The sequence below is a fragment of the Blautia sp. AM28-27 genome, from assembly GCF_003480905.1.
Classification (GTDB): Bacteria; Bacillota; Clostridia; order Lachnospirales; family Lachnospiraceae; genus Fusicatenibacter; species Fusicatenibacter saccharivorans.
This window is the reverse complement of record NZ_QUJK01000020.1, coordinates 1-22,054: the sequence shown is the minus strand read 5'-3', so window position 1 is coordinate 22,054 and position 22,054 is coordinate 1. Positions and strand designations below refer to the sequence as shown.

30 protein-coding genes and 1 pseudogene are annotated in these 22,054 nt (G+C 48.8%); 22 read left to right on the top strand and 9 right to left on the bottom strand.

Annotation, left to right across the window (positions count from 1 at the left end):
* Positions 1–132: 132 nt before the first annotated feature.
* The 10 genes from DW743_RS15930 to DW743_RS15885 all read left to right on the top strand — a co-directional run bounded on the left by DW743_RS15930 (position 133) and on the right by DW743_RS15885 (position 6,539).
* On the top strand, positions 133–1,800 hold the full coding sequence (locus tag DW743_RS15930) for a C40 family peptidase (protein ID WP_117762129.1): 1,668 nt from the start codon (positions 133–135) through the stop codon (positions 1,798–1,800).
* A 22-nt stretch (positions 1,801–1,822) separates the two neighbouring features.
* Positions 1,823–2,089 carry a DUF4315 family protein gene (locus tag DW743_RS15925; RefSeq protein WP_117762128.1) on the top strand — a complete coding sequence of 89 codons (267 nt, stop codon included), beginning with the start codon at positions 1,823–1,825 and terminating at the stop codon, positions 2,087–2,089.
* The gene (locus DW743_RS15920) at positions 2,076–2,723 is read left to right on the top strand and encodes a DUF4366 domain-containing protein (protein ID WP_117762127.1); all 648 of its coding nucleotides are present in this window, start codon (positions 2,076–2,078) and stop codon (positions 2,721–2,723) included. Before DW743_RS15925 ends, DW743_RS15920 begins: the two co-directional genes overlap by 14 nt.
* A 2-nt stretch (positions 2,724–2,725) precedes the next feature.
* Positions 2,726–2,917: a hypothetical protein gene (locus DW743_RS15915; protein ID WP_003500082.1), complete on the top strand. Its 192-nt coding sequence runs from the start codon at positions 2,726–2,728 to the stop codon at positions 2,915–2,917.
* The gene (locus DW743_RS15910; protein ID WP_055650129.1) at positions 2,918–3,319 is read left to right on the top strand and encodes a cysteine-rich VLP protein; all 402 of its coding nucleotides are present in this window, start codon (positions 2,918–2,920) and stop codon (positions 3,317–3,319) included.
* 132 nt (positions 3,320–3,451) lie between these two features.
* On the top strand, positions 3,452–4,042 hold the full coding sequence (locus DW743_RS15905) for a hypothetical protein (RefSeq protein WP_243004599.1): 591 nt from the start codon (positions 3,452–3,454) through the stop codon (positions 4,040–4,042).
* Positions 4,043–4,054: 12 nt separating this feature from the next.
* Positions 4,055–4,237 carry a DUF4316 domain-containing protein gene (locus tag DW743_RS15900; protein ID WP_117762125.1) on the top strand — a complete coding sequence of 61 codons (183 nt, stop codon included), beginning with the start codon at positions 4,055–4,057 and terminating at the stop codon, positions 4,235–4,237.
* Positions 4,237–4,578, top strand: a complete 342-nt coding sequence (locus DW743_RS15895) for a plasmid mobilization protein (RefSeq protein ID WP_015564333.1) — start codon at positions 4,237–4,239, stop codon at positions 4,576–4,578. Before DW743_RS15900 ends, DW743_RS15895 begins: the two co-directional genes overlap by 1 nt.
* 175 nt (positions 4,579–4,753) lie before the next feature.
* Positions 4,754–5,044, top strand: coding sequence for a CD1845 family protein (locus tag DW743_RS15890; protein ID WP_117762124.1), 291 nt, complete (start codon positions 4,754–4,756; stop codon positions 5,042–5,044).
* Positions 5,045–5,123: 79 nt separating this feature from the next.
* Positions 5,124–6,539 (top strand): relaxase/mobilization nuclease domain-containing protein, encoded by a 1,416-nt coding sequence (locus DW743_RS15885; protein WP_117762123.1) that lies wholly within the window; start codon positions 5,124–5,126, stop codon positions 6,537–6,539.
* A gap of 179 nt (positions 6,540–6,718) precedes the next feature.
* Here DW743_RS15885 and DW743_RS15880 read toward each other — a convergent pair whose 3' ends face one another.
* Positions 6,719–7,075 carry a helix-turn-helix transcriptional regulator gene (locus DW743_RS15880; protein WP_025579572.1) on the bottom strand — a complete coding sequence of 119 codons (357 nt, stop codon included), beginning with the start codon at positions 7,073–7,075 and terminating at the stop codon, positions 6,719–6,721.
* A 199-nt stretch (positions 7,076–7,274) separates the two neighbouring features.
* Here DW743_RS15880 and DW743_RS15875 point away from each other — a divergent pair, with 199 nt between their 5' ends.
* The 8 genes from DW743_RS15875 (at position 7,275) to DW743_RS15845 (ending at position 14,130) form a co-directional block, all read left to right on the top strand.
* Positions 7,275–7,946, top strand: a complete 672-nt coding sequence (locus DW743_RS15875) for a response regulator transcription factor (RefSeq protein ID WP_117465011.1) — start codon at positions 7,275–7,277, stop codon at positions 7,944–7,946.
* Positions 7,930–9,345 (top strand): HAMP domain-containing sensor histidine kinase, encoded by a 1,416-nt coding sequence (locus DW743_RS15870; protein ID WP_117465012.1) that lies wholly within the window; start codon positions 7,930–7,932, stop codon positions 9,343–9,345. Before DW743_RS15875 ends, DW743_RS15870 begins: the two co-directional genes overlap by 17 nt.
* Positions 9,346–9,478: 133 nt before the next feature.
* Positions 9,479–10,231 carry a hypothetical protein gene (locus tag DW743_RS15865; RefSeq protein ID WP_147345118.1) on the top strand — a complete coding sequence of 251 codons (753 nt, stop codon included), beginning with the start codon at positions 9,479–9,481 and terminating at the stop codon, positions 10,229–10,231.
* A 51-nt stretch (positions 10,232–10,282) separates the two neighbouring features.
* Complete coding sequence (locus tag DW743_RS15860; RefSeq protein ID WP_117762121.1) at positions 10,283–10,618, top strand: hypothetical protein; 336 nt, start codon at positions 10,283–10,285, stop codon at positions 10,616–10,618.
* Between the two features lie 470 nt (positions 10,619–11,088).
* The gene (locus tag DW743_RS15855) at positions 11,089–11,511 is read left to right on the top strand and encodes an RNA polymerase sigma factor (protein ID WP_117762120.1); all 423 of its coding nucleotides are present in this window, start codon (positions 11,089–11,091) and stop codon (positions 11,509–11,511) included.
* Between the two features lie 507 nt (positions 11,512–12,018).
* Positions 12,019–12,222: a hypothetical protein gene (locus DW743_RS15850; protein ID WP_117851693.1), complete on the top strand. Its 204-nt coding sequence runs from the start codon at positions 12,019–12,021 to the stop codon at positions 12,220–12,222.
* A gap of 133 nt (positions 12,223–12,355) precedes the next feature.
* Positions 12,356–12,532, top strand: coding sequence for a hypothetical protein (locus DW743_RS18185; RefSeq protein ID WP_015553872.1), 177 nt, complete (start codon positions 12,356–12,358; stop codon positions 12,530–12,532).
* An 89-nt stretch (positions 12,533–12,621) separates the two neighbouring features.
* Positions 12,622–14,130: a recombinase family protein gene (locus DW743_RS15845; protein WP_005927564.1), complete on the top strand. Its 1,509-nt coding sequence runs from the start codon at positions 12,622–12,624 to the stop codon at positions 14,128–14,130.
* Between the two features lie 127 nt (positions 14,131–14,257).
* Here DW743_RS15845 and DW743_RS15840 read toward each other — a convergent pair whose 3' ends face one another.
* The 4 genes from DW743_RS15840 to DW743_RS15825 all read right to left on the bottom strand — a co-directional run bounded on the left by DW743_RS15840 (position 14,258) and on the right by DW743_RS15825 (position 16,573).
* Positions 14,258–14,452 (bottom strand): hypothetical protein, encoded by a 195-nt coding sequence (locus DW743_RS15840; protein WP_015536347.1) that lies wholly within the window; start codon positions 14,450–14,452, stop codon positions 14,258–14,260.
* A 72-nt stretch (positions 14,453–14,524) separates the two neighbouring features.
* The gene (gene mobV / locus DW743_RS15835; RefSeq protein ID WP_117762118.1) at positions 14,525–15,469 is read right to left on the bottom strand and encodes a MobV family relaxase; all 945 of its coding nucleotides are present in this window, start codon (positions 15,467–15,469) and stop codon (positions 14,525–14,527) included.
* 183 nt (positions 15,470–15,652) lie between these two features.
* On the bottom strand, positions 15,653–16,048 hold the full coding sequence (locus DW743_RS15830) for a replication initiator protein A (protein ID WP_117762117.1): 396 nt from the start codon (positions 16,046–16,048) through the stop codon (positions 15,653–15,655).
* A 111-nt stretch (positions 16,049–16,159) separates the two neighbouring features.
* Positions 16,160–16,573, bottom strand: a complete 414-nt coding sequence (locus tag DW743_RS15825; RefSeq protein WP_117762116.1) for a cysteine-rich VLP domain-containing protein — start codon at positions 16,571–16,573, stop codon at positions 16,160–16,162.
* A gap of 326 nt (positions 16,574–16,899) precedes the next feature.
* On the opposite strand from DW743_RS15825, the gene DW743_RS15820 reads away from it, so the two are divergent.
* From DW743_RS15820 to ant(6), 4 genes are all read left to right on the top strand, one after another.
* Entirely contained in the window at positions 16,900–17,595 is a 696-nt protein-coding gene (locus tag DW743_RS15820) for a 5'-methylthioadenosine/adenosylhomocysteine nucleosidase (RefSeq protein WP_006426512.1), read from the top strand.
* Positions 17,596–17,638: 43 nt separating this feature from the next.
* A complete protein-coding gene (locus DW743_RS15815; protein ID WP_117762115.1) occupies positions 17,639–18,439 on the top strand; it encodes a helix-turn-helix domain-containing protein in 801 nt (266 codons plus the stop codon).
* A gap of 36 nt (positions 18,440–18,475) precedes the next feature.
* A complete protein-coding gene (locus DW743_RS15810) occupies positions 18,476–18,991 on the top strand; it encodes a hypothetical protein (protein ID WP_015541387.1) in 516 nt (171 codons plus the stop codon).
* Between the two features lie 173 nt (positions 18,992–19,164).
* Complete coding sequence (ant(6), locus tag DW743_RS15805; protein ID WP_006426509.1) at positions 19,165–20,031, top strand: aminoglycoside 6-adenylyltransferase; 867 nt, start codon at positions 19,165–19,167, stop codon at positions 20,029–20,031.
* A gap of 116 nt (positions 20,032–20,147) precedes the next feature.
* On the opposite strand, the gene DW743_RS18555 is transcribed toward ant(6), so the two are convergent.
* From DW743_RS18555 to DW743_RS18550, 4 genes and pseudogenes are all read right to left on the bottom strand, one after another.
* Positions 20,148–20,390 carry a hypothetical protein gene (locus DW743_RS18555; RefSeq protein WP_044919546.1) on the bottom strand — a complete coding sequence of 81 codons (243 nt, stop codon included), beginning with the start codon at positions 20,388–20,390 and terminating at the stop codon, positions 20,148–20,150.
* A 239-nt stretch (positions 20,391–20,629) separates the two neighbouring features.
* Positions 20,630–20,767: a helix-turn-helix domain-containing protein gene (locus tag DW743_RS15790; protein WP_117762114.1), complete on the bottom strand. Its 138-nt coding sequence runs from the start codon at positions 20,765–20,767 to the stop codon at positions 20,630–20,632.
* Positions 20,768–20,954: 187 nt separating this feature from the next.
* Complete coding sequence (locus DW743_RS15785) at positions 20,955–21,191, bottom strand: hypothetical protein (protein ID WP_117762113.1); 237 nt, start codon at positions 21,189–21,191, stop codon at positions 20,955–20,957.
* Between the two features lie 17 nt (positions 21,192–21,208).
* A pseudogene (locus DW743_RS18550) lies at positions 21,209–22,054 on the bottom strand (IS200/IS605 family element transposase accessory protein TnpB); the annotation flags it as partial.

The window sequence follows — 22,054 nt, the reverse complement described above, 5'->3', positions numbered from 1 at the left end:
CCCGCACCATCCCGACGCCTGCGGTTTGAGGACGAGGATACCGGGCAGGACAGTCCTTCGGGCCACGATGGCCCGAAGTCCAAAAGCGGCAAGTTTCAAGAGGACAGCCGGAAAAGCCGTCCCTCTGACCGCATGAGGCAGGAGGATGAAACGGGCGGGCCGCAGGATACCGGCAAGGCACAGGAGCCGGAGGGCTCCGCCGAGAAGGCCGGGAGCAAAAAGGACAAGTACCAGAAAGCACAGGCAAAAGCGGAACACGCCGGGGGAAAGCTGGGAAAGGCCCGGGAGAAACTGGACAAGACCGAGGCAAAACGGGCAGCGAAGAAGCCGCCGGGGCTTGCAAAAAAGGCAGTCCGGGGAGCCCGTACAGAAGCATGGTTCTATGTCCACAACAAGATACACGAGGTCGAGCATGAAAATGTGGGTGTGGAAGGAGCCCATAAATCCGAGCTGGCCGCAGAGGCCGGGACCCGGAAACTGACCCGCTATGCCAAACGCCGCTGGCAGGAACACCCGGCCCGGAAGGTGGCAAAGTGGGAACGGAAGGACATAAAAGCCCGGGCCAATGTGGATTTTCAGAAGATGGCCTCCGAGCACCCGGAGCTTACCAGCAATCCGCTTTCCCGTGTGCAGCAGAAATGGAAACTGAAACGCCGGTATTCCAAAGAGGCAAAGGCGGCTGCAAAACAGGGTGCAAAGGCCGCAAAGAAAACCGCTGCCGCTTCGGGAACTGCGACCCGTCGGGCGGCGCAGTTTGTGACCCGTCATCCCGTGGCGGTGCTGGTCCTGCTCCTGCTGTTGCTGCTCTGTTTTCTTGTGTCGGCGGTAAGCTCCATCTTTCCCACGCTTGGCAGCGGCCTTGCCAATGCGTTATCCGGCACCTCCTACGCCTCGGAGGATACGAACCTGCTGGGGGTGGACGAGGACTACACAGCGTTGGAAAACGAGCTGGCGCAGACGGTGGCAAACATCGAAAGCACCCATCCCGGCTATGACGAGTACCGCTATTCCGTGGACGAGATCGGCCATAACCCCTATGAGCTGGCGTCCTATCTCTCGGCAAAGTACCATGTCTATTTCCGGGAACAGGTGCAGGACGAACTGCGAGAAATCTTTGAGGCACAGTATGAGCTGACCTTGACGGAGGAAGTCGAGATACGCTACCGCACCGAAACCAGCACCGACCCGGAGACAGGGGAAACCACCACTGAGGAAGTCCCCTATGAGTATTACATTCTCAATGTGACCCTCACAAACAAGACGCTGCCCGCCGTGATCCTGCCGAGGCTTAACGAACAGCAGCGGGAAATCTACACCGTTATGCAGCAGCTCAAAGGCAACAAACCCTATCTGTGGGAAGGGATTTACAACGGCGGCGAAGATACCGGCCCCAGCTATGAGATACCCGGCGAGGCGCTGGATGACCCGGCTTTTGCGGCGCTCATGGAAGAAGCCACAAAGTACATCGGCTGGCCCTATGTGTGGGGCGGCTCCAGCCCGTCCACCTCCTTTGACTGTTCGGGCTTTGTCTGCTGGGTGTACACGGCCAGCGGCGTCCACAACCTGCCCCGTACCACGGCGCAGGGCATTTATAACCAGTGCGCTATCATTTCCCCCTCCGAGGCAAAGCCCGGCGACATTATCTTTTTCACGGGAACCTATGACAGCCCCGGCCCTGTGTCCCATGTGGGGATTTATGTGGGCGACGGGATGATGCTTCATTGTGGTTCGCCCATCCAATACGCAAACATCAATTCAAGCTACTGGCAGACACATTTCTATGCCTTCGGGCGTTTGTGAGCCAGAGGAAAGGAGTCCTTGCATGAACAAGATCGACAAGCTCGATAAGGAACTGGAAAAAGCCCGGGAGAAGGCTGCCGAGTGGCAGGCCAAAATCCGGGAGCTGGAAAAGCAGAAACAGGAGGAAGAAAACAGCCAGATCGTGCAGGCGGTGCGCTCCCTCAAATTGACGCCCGCCCAGCTTATGGCTTTTCTGAATGACCCCAAAAACAACCTTACCGCTTCGGGCCATACTGACCCGAAGCCGGAGGCACCCGAAAAGGAGGACACGGCCCATGAAGAAAACTAAATTTCGCAGGCTGGCGGCGATGGCTGCCAGCCTTTTGTGTTGCCTGATCTTTACAGTCCCGGCTTATGCACAGAGCAGCGAGCCGCAGCCGGAGACAGCTCCCTCCCCGGCAGAAACCGAAGCAGAGCCGGAAACCCAGAACCCCTTTACCCCGGACGGGACGGGAACCGTGGTGGACAACGCCACCGACGAGGATGGAAAGGAGTTCTACACCATCACCACAGCAGACGAGAGCGTGTTTTATCTGGTGATCGACAAACAGAAAACCAGCGAGAACGTCTATTTCCTCAATACCGTTACCACAGACGACCTTCTGCCTCTTGCTGAACAGGGTAAGGAACCGCCCAAAGAAGTGACCCCTGAGCCAGAGCCAAAGCCCACCGAATCGGTGGAGGAAGTACCGGAACCCAAGCCGGAGAAAAAGGACAGTCCCCTTCTCTCTCTGCTCCTGATCGGTGCGGTGGTGCTGGCCGGCGGTGGAATTGGTTACTATTTCAAGATTTACAAGCCGAAGCATGAAGCCCCGGATTTGGAAGATGATTACTGCGAATATGAGGACGGGGAGCTGGAGGAGATCGCAGAGGAACCCGAGGACGAAGATACCCCGCCATGGGAGGAAGATACGGAGGAATGAGAATGAATTTTACAAGCAGCCCTTTTGAACGAATGATGAAGGAAGTACCGCACCCCGGCTGGGACAATGACGACCCTTGTAAGGGATGCCGTTATTACAAGGAGTGCAAAGGAAAGAAAAAACAGTGCCGGAAGAAGTTCCGGGCGCTGATCGTGGAGCCCCGCCCTTCGGGCCATCGTGGCCCGAAGTCATAAATGGACGCCCGGGAGCTGACCCGTGACGAGAAGAAGAAAATCCGCACTCTGGTCACGGGGATGTGCGCCAACTATGACCGGGAAAGCGGCCTGTGCCTTCCTCTTGACTGTGCCTGCTATATGCTGCACAAGTGCTGGACAGGGGCGTACTGCCGTTACTTCCGTGAGGCTGTCCTGCCCCTTAACCCGGAGCTTCAAGCGGCGCTGACAACGGAAGGAATCTCCCCGGAACTGCGGGCCTGTGCGGTCTGCGGAAAGGCATTTTTGCCCGAGGGGCGTCAAGCCTACTGCTCCGACGCCTGCAAGGCCGAAGGGAACCGACGGAAAAGCCGGGAACGCATGAGGAAGATGCGGGAGAAAAGGCCGGGCGGCTGTTACGATTTGCCGCCTCCAAAGGCTTGACATTCCGGGCTTTTTTGAGGGTGTTTCCGGGGTGGGAATATCTTATTACATTCCTCCCCGGTCTGCCCTCTTATTTCGTAACATCCAGCACTTCGGGTCATGTTGGCCCGAGGCACAGAAAGGAGGAATCTCTTGGAGACAGTACAAGGATATGTAATTTTGAAAGCTGCCACCTTTGAAACCGGACACGGCTTTGCGCTGGGGCATAATCCGGGAGCGCCGAGCCCCTTTGTGACCTGGCAGTTTACCGAGGGGGAAAACGGCCATCGGGATTACTACTGGGGCCGCTATGGAACCAGTCAGGCGTGGGCGCAGAGGGACTTTGACCGCCGGGTGGACGACTATCAGCAGTTTTACCATGCGGCGGTCAAGCATACCGAGCTGGGACCGGAGGGCGTTTACCGCTATTATTCCACCCAGCGGCCCGTGGACATAGGAACTTACCCGAAGCCGCCGGATAACCAGCCTCTTTCCATCGTCAACTACGATGATGACAGGCGGCGTCCTGTGGCAGACGGCAGGCTGATGGCATGGGGCGAACTGACCTACGCAAAGCCGCTGACCGAAAAGCAGATGGAGGATTATGAGCTGAAACCAGCACCGGGCAATCCTGACCGGGTGCGCCCATCCATTACCGCCCGGCTCAAAGAAGGAACCAGAGGGCAGGAACCCCCGAAGGAGCCCGGCCAGAAGCGGAGCCATAAAAACCATGAGGAACGATAAAGGAGGATCGCCATGCACGAAAAAGACAACTATCTGAAAACCGCCGAGCTCTCCACAGAGCAGAACTGCAACATGATCGACGGCGTACCCAACAACACGCCCATCCCACCCACGCCCCCGGAGCTGGACGCAAAACCGCTTGATAAGGTAAAGGAACCCAAAGAGTGCCGGAAAGGCCGGGAGCTGGAACGCTGATGGAGAACCGCAAGCGGAATGTCCATCTGCACGTCATGGTAACGCCGGACGAGCTGGCAGCCATCCATGAACGGATGGCTGAGGTGGGCATTTCCAACGCCGGGGCTTATGTACGGAAAATGGCTCTGAATGGGTATATCCTGCACATCGACCTTGCGCCCGTAAAAGAGCTGATCTCTCTGCAACGGCGCTGTTCTAACAATCTCAATCAGGTTGCCATACACGCACATACCTATGGCGTGTACCCGGAGGAAATCGACGGATTGAAGCGGGACTATGAAAAGCTGTGGGGCGAGGTGTCAAAGGTGCTGCGGGAGCTCTCCGAGCTGGTGGCAAAGTAAGACGAGGGCGGCAGGCTTCCGTTGCGGGGCTTGCCGCCCTGCTCTTTTTTTACCACTTCGGGCCAGTATGACCCGAAGGTTTGGGACAGGATTTACTAATCTTTCGCAACATTTATGTCCCCGGGCAGGCATGATAAAATAGAGGTAGGAAGGATAGATAAAGGAGGTTTTGAAGATGAAAATACTGCTGAAAATATTGGTTGCTCCCTTTGCTTTAGCGTTGTCCCTTTTGGCGGCTCTGCTGGTGTTCCTGTTTGATATTTGTGCCGTCCTGCTGACGATTGCCTCTGTGATCCTGGCGGTGCTGGGTGTCGCTCTCTTTTTCACGCCGACGCCCATAGGCGGGATTGTATTTCTGTTTCTTGCCTTCATTCTTTCGCCGTATGGACTGCAAGCGGCGGCGGGCTCCCTTCTTTGGGCGCTGGACGGAGGCAAATCCGCTCTGTACCGGTTTCTGGCAAGTTAAGCAGCCTCGGGCCATACTGGCCCGAAGTCGGGGCGGTCTGAATGGGCCGCCCCTTTCTCATGGAAAGGAGGAATGATTTTTGGCTACCACAACTTTGTTACAGCGCCATGCGGGCGAAGGCGAAACGATTGCTGAGGCTATCCGGGATTGTCTGGACTATGGCAAGGACCCGGAGAAAACAGAAAGCGGAAAGTATATCTCCGCTTATGAATGTGATCCGGCCACCGTGGCGGACGAGTTCCTTTTGGCAAAGGCCAGCTATGCCGCTATGACGGGCCGGGAACAGAAGAAAGAAAATAATGTGCTGTGCTATCAGATACGACAATCCTTCTATCCGGGCGAGATCACCCCGAAGGAGGCGAACCGTATCGGCTATGAGCTGGCTATGCGCTGGACAAAGGGGCGGCACGCTTTTATCGTTACCACGCACACCGATAAGCAGCACATCCATTGTCACATTTATTACAACTCCACCACCCTTGACTGCACCCGGAAATTCCGAAATTTTTGGGGCTCCAGCTTCGCCCTTCGGCGGCTCTCTGACAGGCTGTGCCTTGAAAACGGGCTGTCCATCGTGGAGAACCCGAAGCCCCGGAGCAAGAGCAAGTATCGGAACTATGGGGAGTGGCAGAAAGACCGGAAAGGGCCGCTTTCCTATCAGGACCGACTGCGCCTTGCTATTGATACTGCGCTGGCGGAACGCCCCGCTGATCTGGACGAATTTCTCAATTTGATGAAGCGGGCCGGGTATGAGGTCAAGACGGTTCGGGGCGGCGGTATCAGCTTCCGGCTGACCGGGCAGGGACAGGAACGCTTCACCCGTCTGCGTGCCTCCACGCTGGGGGACGGCTACGACTTGCAAGATGTTCTGTCCGCCATTGAGGGCAAAGAAAAACGCCCCGGGCGCTCGGAGCGGAAAATCAGTCTGGCGGTGGATATTCAAGCAAAGCTGGCTGCCGGTAAGGGGCCGGGATATGAACGCTGGGCGAAGGTATTTAACATTAAGCAGATGGCCGCCGCTCTTGCCTATATACAGGACAATAACCTGACCGATTATGAGCAGTTGGCGAAGAAAGCCACCGAGGCGGCAGACCGTTTCCATGTTATTTCCGAACAGGTCAAGCAGACGGAACAGGCCATGAAAACCAATGCCGGGCTAAAGGCCGCAACGGTTCAGTATGCCAAAACCCGCCCAGTCTTTGAGCAGTATAAGGCGACGAAGTACAGCCGGAAATTCCTTGCGGAGCATGAGGCCGACCTTGAACTGTACCGGGCTGCACAAGCGGAAATGCGCTCTCTGCTGGGCGGGGCGAAGCTCCCTAAAATGGATGTGCTGAAGGAGGAAGGCCGCAAGCTCACAGCAAAGAAAAAACAGCTCTATGGAGAATACCAGAAGGCACGACGGGATATGCAGGAGCTCGTCACGATCAAGGCGAACATTGACACTCTGATGGGCTACACCGAGCCGGGAAGAAAGCAGGAAAAGGAGCGTTAAGGTTATGAAAATAAGGAGCAAAGCGACGCTGACACTTCGGGCCATGTTGGCCCGAAGATACGGGTTTGGGGCGAGCCCCAACAAGCCGCCTTTGTGCCACTTGTGGCCACAGAGGCATTGCTTGCCATTTAGCGGCACCCCCGGAAAGTCCCCAAAAACAAGAAAAACGAAGGCCCTTTTTACTTGACCTCCGTTTCTCTGGCTTTTTGTAGTCCCTCTGCTGTGGCCTCCATGACCGTCAATTCCTTTTCGTCCATTGTATTGAGCAGCCTGTCAATATGTTGGCGGCAGTCGCTTTCGCCGTTCTGCCTGTCAGGATAAAAGAACTGGTCTACGGAAATATCCAACAGGGTGACGATTTGGTAAAAGGTGTTCAGGCTTGGATGCTGGCCCCGGTTCTCAAAATACATGATGGAACGAGGGGTACGGTCTACGAGCTGTGCAAGGTATTCCTGTGTCCAGCCTTTCGCCTCTCTCTTGCGCTTGATCTCCCGGCCTAATGCGTGGAAGTCAAGCCGTCTGGTGTCTTGGTACATTCTCATATCACCCCTATATTATTTTACATTTCGGGTTTGACTATGAGAACGAAACACAATTTTATGTTTTGGTAGTATTTTATTGCCCGTCGGCAAGGTTGCCGATGTTACACGGACAAGGTATAATAACAGAAAGAAAATTTGAAAACTACACTTTAATCACAAAAATCTATGATACGCTATCTTTGGAGGTGTTATTATGCAAAGGATTTTAGTCGTTGAGGACGATTTTGATATTCAAGAACTTTTACAGAATTTTTTGCAAGAAGCAGGATATGAAGTGGCTACTGCAAATGATGGCATCGAGGCACTATCTTTGTTTTCGGGGCAACGATATGACTTGATTATATTGGACATTTTGCTTCCCAAAATTGACGGTTATGGTGTCTGTGAGTTGATACGAAAGCAATCGGATGTTCCCATTATTATGCTGACTGCATTGAGCGGTGAGGAAGATCAAATCAGGGGATTGGATTTGCAGGTGGATGACTATATTACAAAGCCTTTTTCTATGCCAATCTTACTTCGCAAAATTGCAGCTGTACTTCGGCGTAGCAAGCGGGGAGAAGATGAAAAGCCTCAAATCATCACTTATGGCAATTTACTTTTGAACTGTGATAGTTATGCCGCCACCGTGGATGGATCTGATTTTGAACTGACGCAAAAAGAGTTTGAAATATTGCGGGAACTGCTGACCCATCAAGGCCGGATATTGACCCGCCAGAACTTATTAGATAAGCTGTGGCGATTTGATTTTTATGGGGATGAGCGAGTTGTTGATACCCATATCAAAAACTTACGCAAGAAGCTGGGGATAGATTTCATTCAAACGATCAGAGGGGTGGGATATAAAGTTGATAAAGAAAATTAAAGGCAGTCTGTTTATAAAAGTTTTTATCACTACTGCTATCCTATTGACAGGGGTGAGCTTTCTGGTTTACTTGATTTTAGCTTGGTACACCCCGAAAACATATTCTAATACCCTTAATGCAACATTAGATGAACAAACAAAAATATTCATTTCAGAAATATCGCAAATGCCCATGGAAGAAACAGGGGGTATTTTTGATAACTTTCTTGATTATCAGAATGTAGACCGAATGGAACTGTTTGAAGAAAATGGTAATAGAATAAATCTTCCAACGGAACGAAGTGCTGATAATGATGTTGTTATAGAAACAAAGGCTTGGGGAAATGAAGATAATAATGCACCTATTATATCCAATAGTTATACGGTTTCATTTCTTGGCAAAAATACAAACTACACTTTAGTTGTTTATGGAGCGGCGGGGCAAGTAGCAGAACTGCAAAGAGCATTTCAAAAAGTGTTTCCGTTACTTGCATTTATAGTGTTTTGCGTATCACTGGTTACTGGTTGGATTTTTTCACACCTTATTACTAAACCCGTACTGAAAATAAGCCGTATTTCTAAAGAAATGTCCGAATTACAATTTGAATGGCAATTAGATGAACAACGGACTGACGAACTGGGAATATTGGCAAAGAGCCTTAACTATTTATCGCAGAAGCTCAATGTAACTTTGAATGACTTACAGGCAGCAAATAGAAAACTGGAACTTGATATAGAACATGAAAAGGCATTAGAACAAGCTCGCACGAATTTCTTTTCAGCGGTGTCTCACGAATTGAAAACGCCTATCACGATTATCAAAGGGCAATTAGAGGGCATGCTCCTTGGTATTGGACCCTATAAAGACCATGAAAGATACTTGACAAGGTCGCTGGAAATTACAAACACGCTTGAAACAATGGTGCAAGATATATTGACAATTTCGCGGTTAGAAACTGCGGGGGCCGATTTCAAGAAAGACCACTTGGATTGTGTGCAAATTATCAAAGCCTATCTGAACGAAACAGCGGATTTGATTGCAGAAAAAGATTTACAAATACACCTTGATATACTGCCATCTGCTTTCATAAACGGAAATAAGATGTTGGTAGAAAAGGTTTTTTCAAATCTAATTGGAAACGCAATCAAGTATTCCCCACAAAGAGCGGATATTTGGATTTCCGTACTTATGAAACATGAGCAGATAGTATTTTCTGTTGAAAATGCAGGGGTGCATATACCAGAAAATAGTATTCCCAGATTGTTTGATGCGTTCTATCGCGTGGAGCAGTCAAGAAGCCGAAAGACTGGAGGAAGTGGACTTGGACTGTATATTGTGCAGGAAATACTACACCAGTATGGAAGTGAATGTACGGTTTGCAATACGCAAGCTGGGGTAAAGTTCTCTTTTATAATTTGAAAGATATGGAAAAGCGGTGGGTAATCAACCCGCCGCTTTTCAACTACACATAAATCACAAACTAATCCCAAATGTATCACAAAAGGTAGTGGTATCCTTTATATATATTCAAAGAAAGGATGGTGTTTATTTTATGAGCACAAAAAAACTACTTACATTAGCTCTCGGAAGTGCATTGCTTGTGTGGGGGGGAGCTGGGTGTAGTTCATCAGTGAATATTCCTTCCGATAACAACACTACGAAAAATGTTTCCTATCAGGCACAAACCGTTTCTGATACGGAAAATGCGGCGAACGATTCTACTACAGCAGAACTGCCTGGTGGAAGTGTGGACTACTCCATATATGAACCTTACGGCTTGAGCTATGATCAGGAGAATTATTATTTTACCTATAATGGGAATGTAGTGAGATTTTTTAATGACCCCATAGCTGGAGCGAGTTTCACGAATTTCTTTTCTGGAACGGTGGATATTGAGGCAGACCGGGACGAAGAAAATAACCTTGTTGGTATTAAAGAGTGTTCCAAAGAAAATTATGACCGTCATACCCAAAAGCATAATAACTTTAATCCCACTGATACATCATTGAGTACTGTACAAAAGGGAGAATCTACTCCCCAACTTTGGCTTAAAGACTATGCAGACTATGGCATTACCTACAACGAGCAGAGCGGCGGTTGGTATTATAATAATCAGAGAATTAAGATATTATTGGACAGTGAACAGGCTGTTGTTTACACTGATGAAGAAAATGGAGTATGTGTTACTATTTCAAGGGATGGCAACCATCAAATTTCAGAAATTAAAGAAATATCTGAAACAGATGCACAATCACTCATGCTAAAGAATAATCCTATTGGAGAAGATTACACCTCGCAGGAATAATTTCTGCTTTCATAATCAGCCGAGCGATGGCAAAAGACGGAGGTGACCTGTATGAAAAAGATTCTATCACTCATTTTAACATTGTTTTGTGTATTAAGTCTTGTTGGCTGTGGGCGTTCTATGGACGACATCATAAAGAATGAGTCCAGCATTACCGGCGTTGTGGAAGAAGTTTATAACAACTCCATACTTATTTCCATCCAGACAGACGCTTACCCTTACGGAGCATATTGCGATGTTTCTTTGGATGCAGAGAACAAAGATGACATGGTTGATTTCAACATTGGTGATGAAGTCATTGTCTATTACGATGGTAACATTGCAGAGAGCTATCCATTACAGCTCAATACGGTGTATGCGATTTCTTTGAAAGATCCAGCTAACTGAAGTAAAAATAAGCGTTTTCCAGTTCTGGTACTTGTAGCGTAATTCAAGAGTAAAGACTGCCGCACGACGGCAAAAGAAAAAAAGCCGTCGTACAGCAGCCTATCAATACGCCTATTTGAAACGGCGGCTCAATTTTCAGAGCCGCCGTTTCTCTTTGGATATTCAGTAACCCCACGGCGGCCCATAGGAGGGTGTCGCCGTGTCCATCTTACTTTCTCACAATTCCCATGACCTTCACCAGCTAAAAAAAGCATAGCTCCCCCTCCGGGACAGTCTGGCTATGAAGGTACAATATATCAGTACAATTATGATAATGCAATTTCATGCGTCTGCATAGCGTCTTGCTGTGCGGGCGCATTTCTTTTGCTTTGCTTCGGGCCAATTTGGCCCGAAGTCCAGCCCCGGTGCCGTTCTCCTCCGGCCTTCGTTTCGATCACTTGTCAACACCCAACACCGAAACGGAGGTCAATATGGCTATTATCAATTTGCGGGACTATTACCCATTCTATACATCGGATTGCTTCATGGAAGTATCGGAAGAAGTTGCAGAAATGTTCAAAGAGTTTGATCGTAAAGAGGCTGCCTACCGGCTGCGTACATACCGCCACAAAGCCTACTATTCCCTTGATCGGGATGACGGGCTGGAGCATGAAGCTGTCTTTGTCGCCTTATCTCCCCATGAACTGTATGAGCGGAAAGTGACCATGCAGGAGCTTCACGCAGCGATTTCCAGTCTGCCGGACAAACAGGCAAAACGGATTTATGCTCATTTCATTCTCGGCATGACCAAACAGGACATTGCCCGGGCAGAGGGCGTCCATGAAAAAGTAGTTCGTGTCGCAATCGAGCGAGGTCTGCGGCGCTTAGAAAAAAATTTGAAAAATTCTTTGTAAGGCGTACCGATTTAGGCCGGAAAATGAAATGGCTTATGAGAGGCAAAACACTTCGGGTCACAATGGCCCGAGGTTCAGACAAGCCTCATGCAGATTGAAAATTGAATAAAAAGACACCCGGATACGAAGGGGAACGCGCTGTGTGACAGACCCGCCATGACCTCAGATTTCAAAGAATACAGTCTTTGTAAAACTGAGCGAGCGAACAGGTCCATGCCATAGGTGGGGCAAGGCTGGCTCCACCGGAACAGGCGCAGAACCCGGATACTTGCGTTTAGTCACAGTCCGAGCGTTGAAGCGGCCTTGCAAGCCGTGAGCCGTCGCAGGCAATGAGAACGCCTTGCCATCAGAATGGGGAGAGTTGAAATACTATGGGGCATGAAGCCTATGTCCGTCCGATGTGTCTGAAATGAAGTGAAAACCTATGGGGAGTCCCCGGCAATGCTGTCTGATGATAGGCCAACCGATCCGGCGCGGCTCCCCATCTTTTCAAAAAAGGAGCACTTTATGGGAAATGCGTTTGGAATGATCCCCGGCTTGGAACCGGACGAATGGAGCAATGACGCCTGCCGTGGTTATGTCATTATGGCAATGGAGGACTGCGGATTTTCAAAGAAGGATATACGGCGTGTTGTGGGGCAGCTTTATGAAGTATTCGACCTCAACAGCGTGGAGGACGCCAAAGAAAAGTACCTTTCCAGTCCTTACTGACCTCGGGCCACATTGACCCGAAGTGGAGAAAGCTCAAAGGGCGGCACCTGCTGGGTGCCGTCTTTTGACATTTCCCCACGGGACAAGTGGGAAAGGCTGGCATATACACGCACTTTCGCAAAGGAGGTTTTCAATGACGCAAGCTGTCACTTATGAACGAGAAACAAAGTCTGTCGCATTTCAAGGGAAGATCATTGTGCTGGAAAGCCTCACGCCGGTACTTCCCCCGAAGGAGAAAGAACAGCGCAAAAAAGAAATTGAGCGTTGTCTTTATGAGGTGTTCAGTAAATATGGGGACAGATTTCCCTAATCATTCGCAACATTGTTGTCCGGGGCTGCTGATGGTATAATATAGTTGTAAGGTTGGTAGCTCCATTCCAACAAGGAAAGGAGCCCAATATGGAATTTATCAGAGAAGATTGTATTTACGCAAGACAGTCAGTAGACCGCAAGGACAGTATCAGCATTGAAAGTCAGATCGACTTTTGCAAGTATGAATTGAAAGGCGGGAGCTGCCGGGTATTCAAGGACAAAGGGTATTCCGGTAAGAATACGGACAGACCGGAGTTTCAAAAGCTGCTGGGCGAGATCCGCAAAGGAAAGGTCCGGCGGGTCATCGTGTACAAGCTGGACCGTATAAGCCGCTCTATTCTGGACTTTGCAACGATGATGGAGCTGTTTCAAGAGTACGATGTGGAGTTTGTATCCTCCACGGAAAAGTTTGATACTTCGACCCCGATGGGCCGGGCCATGCTGAATATCTGCATTGTATTCGCCCAGCTTGAACGTGAGACAATTCAGAAGCGTGTCACAGACGCCTACTATTCCCGGTGCCTGAAAGGCTTCCACATGAGCGGGCAGGCGCCATACGGTTATCAGTTAGAGCCTACTGTGGTAGAGGGTATCCGCACAAAGAAAATGGTTGCCGACCCCGTAGCCGCCGACCATGTACGGCTGATGTTTGAAATGTACGCTGAACCGGAAACCTCCTTCGGAGATATTACCCGATACTTCGAGGAACATGACATAAAAATTTATGGAAAATCCATGTTCCGTACATTTCTTTCCCAGCTTTTAAGAAACCCCGTTTACGCACAGGCCGATTTGGAGCTGTACGAATTTTTCAAGAGTCAGGGCGCAGCGATTGTCAATGACGCTTCCGACTTTGCCGGAACAAACGGCTGCTATCTCTATCAGGGGCGGGATGTGAAGGAGGACAAGGACAGGTGCTTAAAAGACCAGATACTTGTTATTGCTCCCCACGAAGCACTCATTTCCTCTGACACATGGCTTAAATGCCGGAAAAAACTTATGGCAAATACCACATTCCAGCAGGGACGGAAACCGAAAAATACTTGGCTGGCCGGAAAAATCAAATGCGGGCATTGTGGGTATGCTCTGAAAGCCACCCATGTACCAAACAGCACCGGATATTTCCGCTGTACCAAACGGACGGAAAACAAAGGCTGTCCGGGCTGCGGGAAAATCCGCAAAGAAGAATTTGAGCAATTCATTTTCTCGGCCATGCAGGAGAAGTTCAAAGACTTTCAGATACTCCACGGCAGGGAGGAAAAAGTCAATCCGAAACTGACAGCCTATCAAGTGGAACTGGCACAGGTGGAGGCAGAAATTGAAAAGTTGCTGGATACGCTGACCGGAGCCAATGCGACCTTGCTTGCCTACGCCAACAAAAAAATTGAAGAACTGGACACCCGACGCCAGACCATTTCAAAGGCAATCGCCGAATTGAGCGTTGAAACCATCTCTCCCCAGCAGATAAAGAAGTTATCCTATTATCTCGACAACTGGGACAGTATAGATTTTGACGACAAAAGAAAAGCCGCCGATGGTTTGATCTCTACGATCAAGGCCACCAGCGACCGTGTTCAGATAGAGTGGAAAATCTGACATTTCCGCTCTATCGCCCCTCATTTCTATTTTATCTTGTTTGTACCCCTTGTACACCGATGTTTACAATACTTTTGCTCTATGGCAATTATATCATAAGCGTGGGCGTGTTATCAATGATGGGCTATCAGGTTGAAGCGGCTTTTTCTGCGGTATGCCGCACCACATCTACAATCAGATCACCGAGGGGCTTCCCGCCTGCGGCGAAGTGTTCGGAGATTTTTATACGGTTGTTCCCACATACAAAATACTGCGTGCCGTTCTCTGTTTGTATGACCTGCCCTGTCCGGGGCGTAAAAATATCGCTTTCGCTTTTTGCCATCCAGTGTCCTCCATATTCAGTTTTCAAGGTACAATGCCGCACAGGGGCGGCGAAAATTTCTGCTTATATCTATCACCTTTCCTTTACTGTGTGCCGCTGCTGCCGTTTCACCTGCGCCAGCACTTCCGGCGGGATACGGTCAACGAAATTGCGGAGATTGTGTAATTCGCTTTCCAGCGTTGCCCGTTCCATGCGGTCTTTCATCTTGCCTTGCTCACTGGCCTTTGCCCTTGCTTCCAGCTTTTTGTTTTCTTCCAGCAGGTCATTGATTGTGACCTTGTACTTTTTCAACTGCCCGGAGAAGTTCTCCATCTGCGGGAACCACTTTTTCAGCATGGAGAGGGCTTCCTCTTTTTTCTTTCCGGCGTTCAGCGGGTTAATGCCGTCAAGGGCGGCTTCAATGGCTCTGGCCTGTTTGGAGAGGGAAACCGCCTGTTTGAAAAGCCGGGTGGGGATATGCTTCCGGCCTGTCTTGCTGGCACTCTCCCCACGCTCCAAGTCGGGATATTTCTCCACCATATAGGCGTGAAAATCGTCCTGCCACTTCGTCAGGTTTGCCCGGTTGCCGATAATCTCCTTAGCGCACAGGCGGTTGTCCTTTGTCAGCGGAACAAAGGTCAAATGCAGGTGGGGCGTTTTCTCGTCCATGTGTACCACCGCCGACACGATATTTTCCCGTCCTACCCGGCCAATGAGGAAATCTGCCGCCCTTTGGAAGAACGCCTGTATCTCCTTTGGGGATTTCCCCTTGAAAAACTCCGGGCTGGCGGTTATCAGCGTATCGACAAACCGTGTACTGTCTTTCCTTGTCCGGCATCCGGCCTGCTCGATACGGCTCTGAATGAAGTGGTAATAGCGTCCCTCCGGCTTGACGATATAGAAATTGTATTTGCTCCGGCTTGTGTCAATGTCGGGGTTGCTGGCGTATTGTTCTTTCTGTCTTTCGTGATGGGCTTCCAGCGGCCTTGCCGGGTTGCCCTTATGCTTCTCAAACCGCAAAATTGCGTGTTGTGCCATTCTGCTCCTTTCCCCATTCCTTTCCTATCCGGGGTTTTCCACAGGGAAAATCCCGCCGGAATTATCTCTGATACGATAGGAATGGAATGGATATAAATAAATCATTTTAATCTTTGTATTTCTATATACCGTCTGGTTTTCGTACTTCTCAAGATTGATTTCCGCACTTCATAAGTACGGTTTTCAGTCCTCCGGCGTACCAGAACGGGATTTCTTGAAGTCGGTGTTTGGAACCACTTCATAGGATTTTGGGAAAATGCGGTTGGGCTTTCCACAGCCCTGCTTCTGGATTTCCACCAGTCCGGCGTATTGCAGTTCCCGCAGGGTGTTCACCGCTTTCTGCCGCCCACAGTGGAGCAGGTCAACCACTTCACAGATGGGGTAATACAGGAAAATCCGTCCGCAGTCATCCGCCCACCCATTCTTGCGGGATAACTCTGTCCGGCGCAGGATAAAGGCGTACAGAACCTTTGCCTCGTTGGACAGGGGCTTGAATGTAGGGGCTTCAAAGAGGAAATTGGGGAGCCGGGTGAAGCTGAACGCCTTTTCCGGCTGATGGATATAGATGGTATTTGTCATAGTGCGTTTTGTGGACGGTTAAAAGCCCGTTTTCCGGGGCGGACGATACTTTATACCACCTGCCCCGGTTTGGGGCTTGCGGAGCCTGATAAATCAAGGCTTTTTTCGCTCCTAACTGTCCACAGCAGACCTCCTTTTCCGTTCACTTTCTGTTTTCTGCCGCCTGTGAACTCTGACGGCACAGCCGGGGCAGTATTTTGCCCGGTTGGATTTGGGGACGAACACGCCGCCGCAGACCGCACAGCATTTCAAGTCCTTATCTCGGAAAATCTCCGCTTCCAGCGTTCCGTCCAGCGGCAAGACCGCCCAGCGGAACCACTTACAGCAGACCGAGAAAGAAATCGTCTGCGGGCAGGTGCAGGTGTCCCCATCATCAAGGACAATGCAGTTGCCGTCCTCACAGCAACAACACTCCCGGCGTATCAGGCTGGCCGCCTGTTTTCTCTGCGCCGGTGTCATGCGGTAAAGGGAACCGTCCGGCCTGCGTTCCAGTGGCGGCAAGTCTTTATAGGGGTTATCTATCATGCGTTCCCTCCATCTTGTTTTCCGTTGCCGTTTTCCCCGAAAGGATTTCCAGCTTTGGCACGCTCCCCATACTTCGGGACATTTTGTCCCGAAGTCCGGCTCCTTGCGGTGCTTCCCCAGCCGGGGTATCCCTTTTCGGACGGTCATTCTGTTTTCAAGGTGCTGTCCATCGATGAACTACCCTAAGTCTACACCTAAATGACCGCCCGTCCCGTATATCCGAAAGGTAGGAAATTGGCCTAAAAAACAGGCTATTTCCACGCTTTCGGAATTGTGGTATAATAAACATAAAAATTGGCTTTCAAGCCATAGGAGGACAATAATCTATGAAAATCGGAATTTTATGTGCGGGTGACGAAGAACTCGCCCCATTTTTGCCCTTGATAAGCAACTGTAAGATAACGGAAAAAGCTATGCTGAAATTCCATGCTGGACAGATTGATAGTGTAGAAGTTGTCGCCCTGTTTTCCGGCGTGTGCAAAGTAAATGCCGCCATAGCCGCTCAGCTTTTGATAGATGTATTTTGCGTGGATATAATTATCAATTCAGGGACAGCGGGCGGTATGGAGCCAGAACTTGAAATATTCGATACAGTTATCTCCACAGAAGTTTGTTACCACGATGTAGCGCCAGACATTTTAACGGAATTTCATCCGTGGATGAATTCTGTGTTTTTTGTGGCAGACCCAAAGCTGATAGATATGTCAAAGTCTGCTGTTGACAAGCTTTCAACTTCTGGAAAGGTAGTTTGGGGCCGTATGGTAACGGGAGAATCGTTTATAACCGATGAGAGCCGGCAAAAAATAAACGATGAATTTGCTCCCTTGACGGTTGACATGGAAACTGCCAGTATCGCTCATGTCTGCTATGCAAATGACATACCGTTTATCGCCATTCGGTGTGTGACCGATACTGAAAAACACAGCGGAGTTGATAATTTTGACAAAAACTGTGCAAAAGCATCAAGTATTGCCAAAGATATTACGGTTGCTTTATTAAGAGAAATCAAAAAGTCGTGGTAAGATTGGATGATATTTTAGAACAGAGGACAGAGGGAGGGAGAGTATGGCCCTAACTATTCAAGAACGACTAAAAGACCTGCGTGTGGAGCGCGGCTTGACGCTGGAACAGCTTGCGGAGCAGACCCACCTCTCCAAGTCTGCTTTAGGCAGTTATGAGGGGGACAACTTCAAGGACATCAGCCACTATGCCCTTATCAAGCTGGCAAAGTTTTACGGCGTGACCGCCGACTATCTGCTGGGCCGTTCTCAAACAAGAAATCACCCAAACGCCGATCTTGCAGACCTGCATTTGAGTGATGATATGATTGAACTATTGAAAAGCGGGCTGGTGGACAATTCTCTTTTGTGTGAACTGGCGACCCACCCGGATTTTCCCCGGCTCATGGCCGACCTTGAAATCTATGTGAACGGCGTAGCGGGAAAGCAGGTGCAGAGCGCAAACGCCATTGTGGACGCTGTGAGTGCAACGATTATGAAACAGCACAATCCCGGCTTGACTGACCCGCAGTTAAGGCAGCTTATCGCCGCCCATATTGACGACGACAGCTTTTGCCGCTATGTGATACAGCAGGATATAAACAAGATAGCCCTCGACCTGCGGGAAGCCCATAAGGACGATTTTTTCAGTGTCCCGGAGGACAACCCACTGGAAGATTTCTTGCAGACCGCAGAGGAAACCACCAGCCCGGACAGCGACCCGGAGCAGGCGGCTATGATGTTTATCTGCAAGCGGCTCAAACTGAATTATAAGAAGCTGTCCGAGGAAGAAAAGAAGTGGCTGAAAAAGATTGCACAGAAGTCGGACTTGCTGAAAAATCCAAAGCCACAGCGAGGACGGAAGTAAGAGAATAATAAATCAGATTATATGGAGGTATTGGTTATGAAAAAATGGTTACTGATAATTTCAGCGACTGTTATTTGCGTTGCTGCCGCTTTTTTATATTTCTTTAGTTTAACTCCCAAAGGAGATACCATTACCAGCAGAGAAAGCATACTGAACACCGCAATTTCAAAGGGGAATGAATGGACTATTGCAAAAGAACTGGAACTTGGCGGTTATATCGTGAGTGGAGCATATAGTGCAGATAATAAATCTACACTTGCCATCTTTGAACCAACAGGAAATGGAGATTACAAATTTAGTACATCAACAAACCGAAATAGTGATGAGATTATTGTTGGTGGCGTTGCAATAAACGGAGAATGGTATGATTTAATTTGGTTTAATGGTGCTAAAACAGAGTATGCCGAAATCACTTATACAATAAATGGACAAGTGCAAGATACATTGAGATACAGCACAGATGATATGGATATTATCTCAATTAAAAACCCAGAAAAAGAGTATTCCATTCATGTGGTTTACTATGACAATGATGGAAATAAGTACGAATAAATTGTTTTTCATCGAGAAAATAGCAAAGCCAGCCGAGCCAGTCAACGGTCAAGATGAACGGCGCATTTCATGCGCCGCCGTTGACAGTCCCGCCCGTCTTTGCTAAAGGGTAATCAAGGCGGGAAAGCCCTAAAATGGTTTCACACCTATTTCAATAATTGGAGGAGATAAAAATGAGATCAGAAAAGGAAGTTTATGATATTGTTTTGAATTTTGCAAAAACAGACAAACGCATTCGCATGGTTACTTTGGAAGGATCTAGAACAAATACAAATATTCCGCCTGATGATTTTCAGGATTTTGATATTACTTTTTTTGTTACGGATATGGACAGCTTCACAAGTGATGATAAATGGCTAGATATATTTGGTGAAAGGTTGATTCTGCAAAAGCCGGAAGATATGGAATTATTTCCAGCTGTAGAAAAGGGATTTTCATATTTAATGCTGTTTACTGATGATGTTAAGATAGATTTAACTTTGCTGCCGCTGGAACTGATAGACGAGTATTTTACATGGGATAAACTGGTAAAGTTACTGTTGGATAAAGACAACCGTATCGTAAAGCCGCCAATACCAACGGATATAGACTACCACTTGCAGAAGCCTACTCAAAGAATGTTTGACGATTGCTGTAATGAATTTTGGAATACTACAACATATGTAGTAAAGGGCTTATGCCGCAAAGAAATTCTTTTTGCTATTGACCATATGAATGATATAGTACGAAAAGAATTGCTTCGCATGATTTCCTGGCTGATTGGTATCAAACAGGGATTTCATTTCAGTTTGGGAAAAAACTATAAATTTATGAAGCAATATGCCCCAGAGGAATTGTGGGAACGACTTATGTCCACTTATAATATGGATTCCTATCCCCATATGTGGGAATCCTTTGAACAATGTATGGCATTGTTCCGGGAGGTTTCGTCAGAAGTGGCATGCCAGTTGGATTACCAGTATCCACTATATGATGAAAAAATCAGTAATTATGTGATTCGGCAAAAGAAAAAATATGGCATTGAAGATGATAACAAATAAAATTTTTTCAATCGAAAAAATTTATTTTGATTATTCAATTTTGAAAAACTGAATACCTCAAAATCAGAAAGAGCGCGGACAAGCACTTTGAGGGATTGACCGCCTTGTCCACCCATTCAGTGGGACGGCGGGCGGCGGTCAAGGCCGGGTGTAAACCCGTTCATTTCAGCCTTGACGGTTACCCGCTGTCCTGTTACTTTTCCGGGAGTGTAGCCACAACTTCGGGACACTTTGTCCACAAGTCGGAGCGTAGGACGATGAACGGGGGCTTTCATATACGCCCTGTCTGCTGTTGAAACCAGACCTGCGCTTACGGCTCCACGCCACACAAGCACAGCCCTGTTTTCCTGCCGCTTCAAATGCCCTTGCCCTCCCCGGCGGCAACGGCATTTTCACGGCAACGCCGACAGAGCGTATAACACACTACACTTTGCTTCGCAAAGTCGTGTGCCAAATGGGGGCGTTGCCCCCTTTGGAAACCCCCACAAGGAAAGGCGGTACGCTACCCCTCCACGGGGCGCATACCGCCTTTTCTTGTTATCCAGCCCTCCGGCTGTATCGGTTGAGCAAAAGTCAGCGTGGGAATGGTGTGGTATCTTTATCTAAGTGAAACCCCCCGCTCCCACCGGCTGACGGCTTTATCCGTCACATGAATCTTTTCCGCAAGCTCTGCCTGCGTCATCTTTTTCTCTTTTCGCATTCCGGCAATAAACCGCCCGAACTCTTTCGCTTCCACGTCGTGTCCCTTCCTCCTGCTGTTCCCGCACCGCCTCATGTTGCCCAGCGGAGCGTTTTTACAGTCTCAGAATAGGCGAAAATAGGCTGTTTTGTCAATCTACGAATCCTTTACCTGCGTTTTTACGCCAAAAAATCCCCGATTCAGCACAAAAGTGCCAAATCAGGGATCTTGTATTTTCCTGTATTTACAGCCCGATCATATTTGCAAACAATACGATCAGCGGAATGGCAATGATGGTTCTCTCCAGAAAGATCACCAGCAGTTTCCAGAAAGTGAACCTCACATGACTAAAGTCACGTGCTTCAAACCGCTTTAGGCGGCAGACAAAATATCGGCGGATACGCCTGTTTCTTAGATCTTGCGCGGATACGCGCTTCTTCCATGCCGGATACGGCAGGTCTCCACATAACAGGTAGTCCACGGTATATCTGCCTGTGTTTATGCTACTTTTTGCAGTTCCATTTCTGAAATTAAGTCTCTCAAATCCGCATAAACACATGAGGTTCTACTCTTTACTGCAGGAACTTTTGCCTCCAGCAAAGACCTTTCCGTTGCCGGTAAGGGTTTTAAATTTTCACGGATAAAATATCTTGCTCCAATATTGTACGATGCAGATAAATCACAATTATATCTCTTTCCATTCTGAAAGGTACACAGACGGTGATCCTGTATATCACGGTCAATTTTTCCAGATCCGTCAAACGCAAGCCTGCTCGTATTCCATGCACAGATTCGGGAAATCCGTATTCCTTTTCTATGTGCCTGCTGTCCGCATCGTTTCTGGATATCCCGTTTTCTCCACATCTGCAGTTTCTGCTTTTTCTTCCCGGAAAGTTTTCCTTTCATCTCCAGATATTCGAAAACAATCACATCTGCCCTATTTTCTGATGCATAGAAAACGATTTCCCTGGCAATCTTTTTACCAAGTTCTGTATTCAGACGTTTTGCATATGCCCATCTTCCCTGCACCTGGCGGGATCCATGCTCTCTCTGAAATCTTCGGATCCGTCCCAGCACACGGTACATCCGGTCTTTGTCACTGGGAAAGTTAATAAACTTTCTTCCCAGGATAGTTCCGTCTGGACGCATGATGGTACAGACTGCATCCGTATTGATGCCGAGATCCACACTGCAGATCGTTTGTTCTTTGACGGGTGTCCGGTTTAAAGCTACCTCTTCCGCATACGTAAAACGCAGAAAATATTTGTCGTGCTTTTTCTCCAACATTGGTGCCGAAGCTTTTTTGCCCGACCAGTGTTTTCTTAAATATTCCATATCCGTATG

Coding starts and splice junctions, on each gene's coding strand:
- DW743_RS15820 (WP_006426512.1), top strand. CDS start 16,900: ATGAAAATCGGAATTTTATGTGCGGGTGACGAAGAACTCGCCCCATTT.
- mobV (WP_117762118.1), bottom strand. CDS start 15,469: ATGGCACAACACGCAATTTTGCGGTTTGAGAAGCATAAGGGCAACCCG.
- DW743_RS18185 (WP_015553872.1), top strand. CDS start 12,356: ATGACGCAAGCTGTCACTTATGAACGAGAAACAAAGTCTGTCGCATTT.
- DW743_RS15815 (WP_117762115.1), top strand. CDS start 17,639: ATGGCCCTAACTATTCAAGAACGACTAAAAGACCTGCGTGTGGAGCGC.
- DW743_RS15875 (WP_117465011.1), top strand. CDS start 7,275: ATGCAAAGGATTTTAGTCGTTGAGGACGATTTTGATATTCAAGAACTT.
- DW743_RS15845 (WP_005927564.1), top strand. CDS start 12,622: ATGGAATTTATCAGAGAAGATTGTATTTACGCAAGACAGTCAGTAGAC.
- DW743_RS15925 (WP_117762128.1), top strand. CDS start 1,823: ATGAACAAGATCGACAAGCTCGATAAGGAACTGGAAAAAGCCCGGGAG.
- DW743_RS15810 (WP_015541387.1), top strand. CDS start 18,476: ATGAAAAAATGGTTACTGATAATTTCAGCGACTGTTATTTGCGTTGCT.
- DW743_RS15825 (WP_117762116.1), bottom strand. CDS start 16,573: ATGATAGATAACCCCTATAAAGACTTGCCGCCACTGGAACGCAGGCCG.
- DW743_RS15830 (WP_117762117.1), bottom strand. CDS start 16,048: ATGACAAATACCATCTATATCCATCAGCCGGAAAAGGCGTTCAGCTTC.
- DW743_RS15850 (WP_117851693.1), top strand. CDS start 12,019: ATGGGAAATGCGTTTGGAATGATCCCCGGCTTGGAACCGGACGAATGG.
- DW743_RS15855 (WP_117762120.1), top strand. CDS start 11,089: ATGGCTATTATCAATTTGCGGGACTATTACCCATTCTATACATCGGAT.
- DW743_RS15840 (WP_015536347.1), bottom strand. CDS start 14,452: ATGGCAAAAAGCGAAAGCGATATTTTTACGCCCCGGACAGGGCAGGTC.
- DW743_RS15900 (WP_117762125.1), top strand. CDS start 4,055: ATGCACGAAAAAGACAACTATCTGAAAACCGCCGAGCTCTCCACAGAG.
- DW743_RS15915 (WP_003500082.1), top strand. CDS start 2,726: ATGAATTTTACAAGCAGCCCTTTTGAACGAATGATGAAGGAAGTACCG.
- DW743_RS15860 (WP_117762121.1), top strand. CDS start 10,283: ATGAAAAAGATTCTATCACTCATTTTAACATTGTTTTGTGTATTAAGT.
- DW743_RS15890 (WP_117762124.1), top strand. CDS start 4,754: ATGAAAATACTGCTGAAAATATTGGTTGCTCCCTTTGCTTTAGCGTTG.
- DW743_RS15920 (WP_117762127.1), top strand. CDS start 2,076: ATGAAGAAAACTAAATTTCGCAGGCTGGCGGCGATGGCTGCCAGCCTT.
- DW743_RS15910 (WP_055650129.1), top strand. CDS start 2,918: ATGGACGCCCGGGAGCTGACCCGTGACGAGAAGAAGAAAATCCGCACT.
- DW743_RS15880 (WP_025579572.1), bottom strand. CDS start 7,075: ATGTACCAAGACACCAGACGGCTTGACTTCCACGCATTAGGCCGGGAG.
- DW743_RS15865 (WP_147345118.1), top strand. CDS start 9,479: ATGAGCACAAAAAAACTACTTACATTAGCTCTCGGAAGTGCATTGCTT.
- DW743_RS15895 (WP_015564333.1), top strand. CDS start 4,237: ATGGAGAACCGCAAGCGGAATGTCCATCTGCACGTCATGGTAACGCCG.
- DW743_RS15930 (WP_117762129.1), top strand. CDS start 133: ATGAGGCAGGAGGATGAAACGGGCGGGCCGCAGGATACCGGCAAGGCA.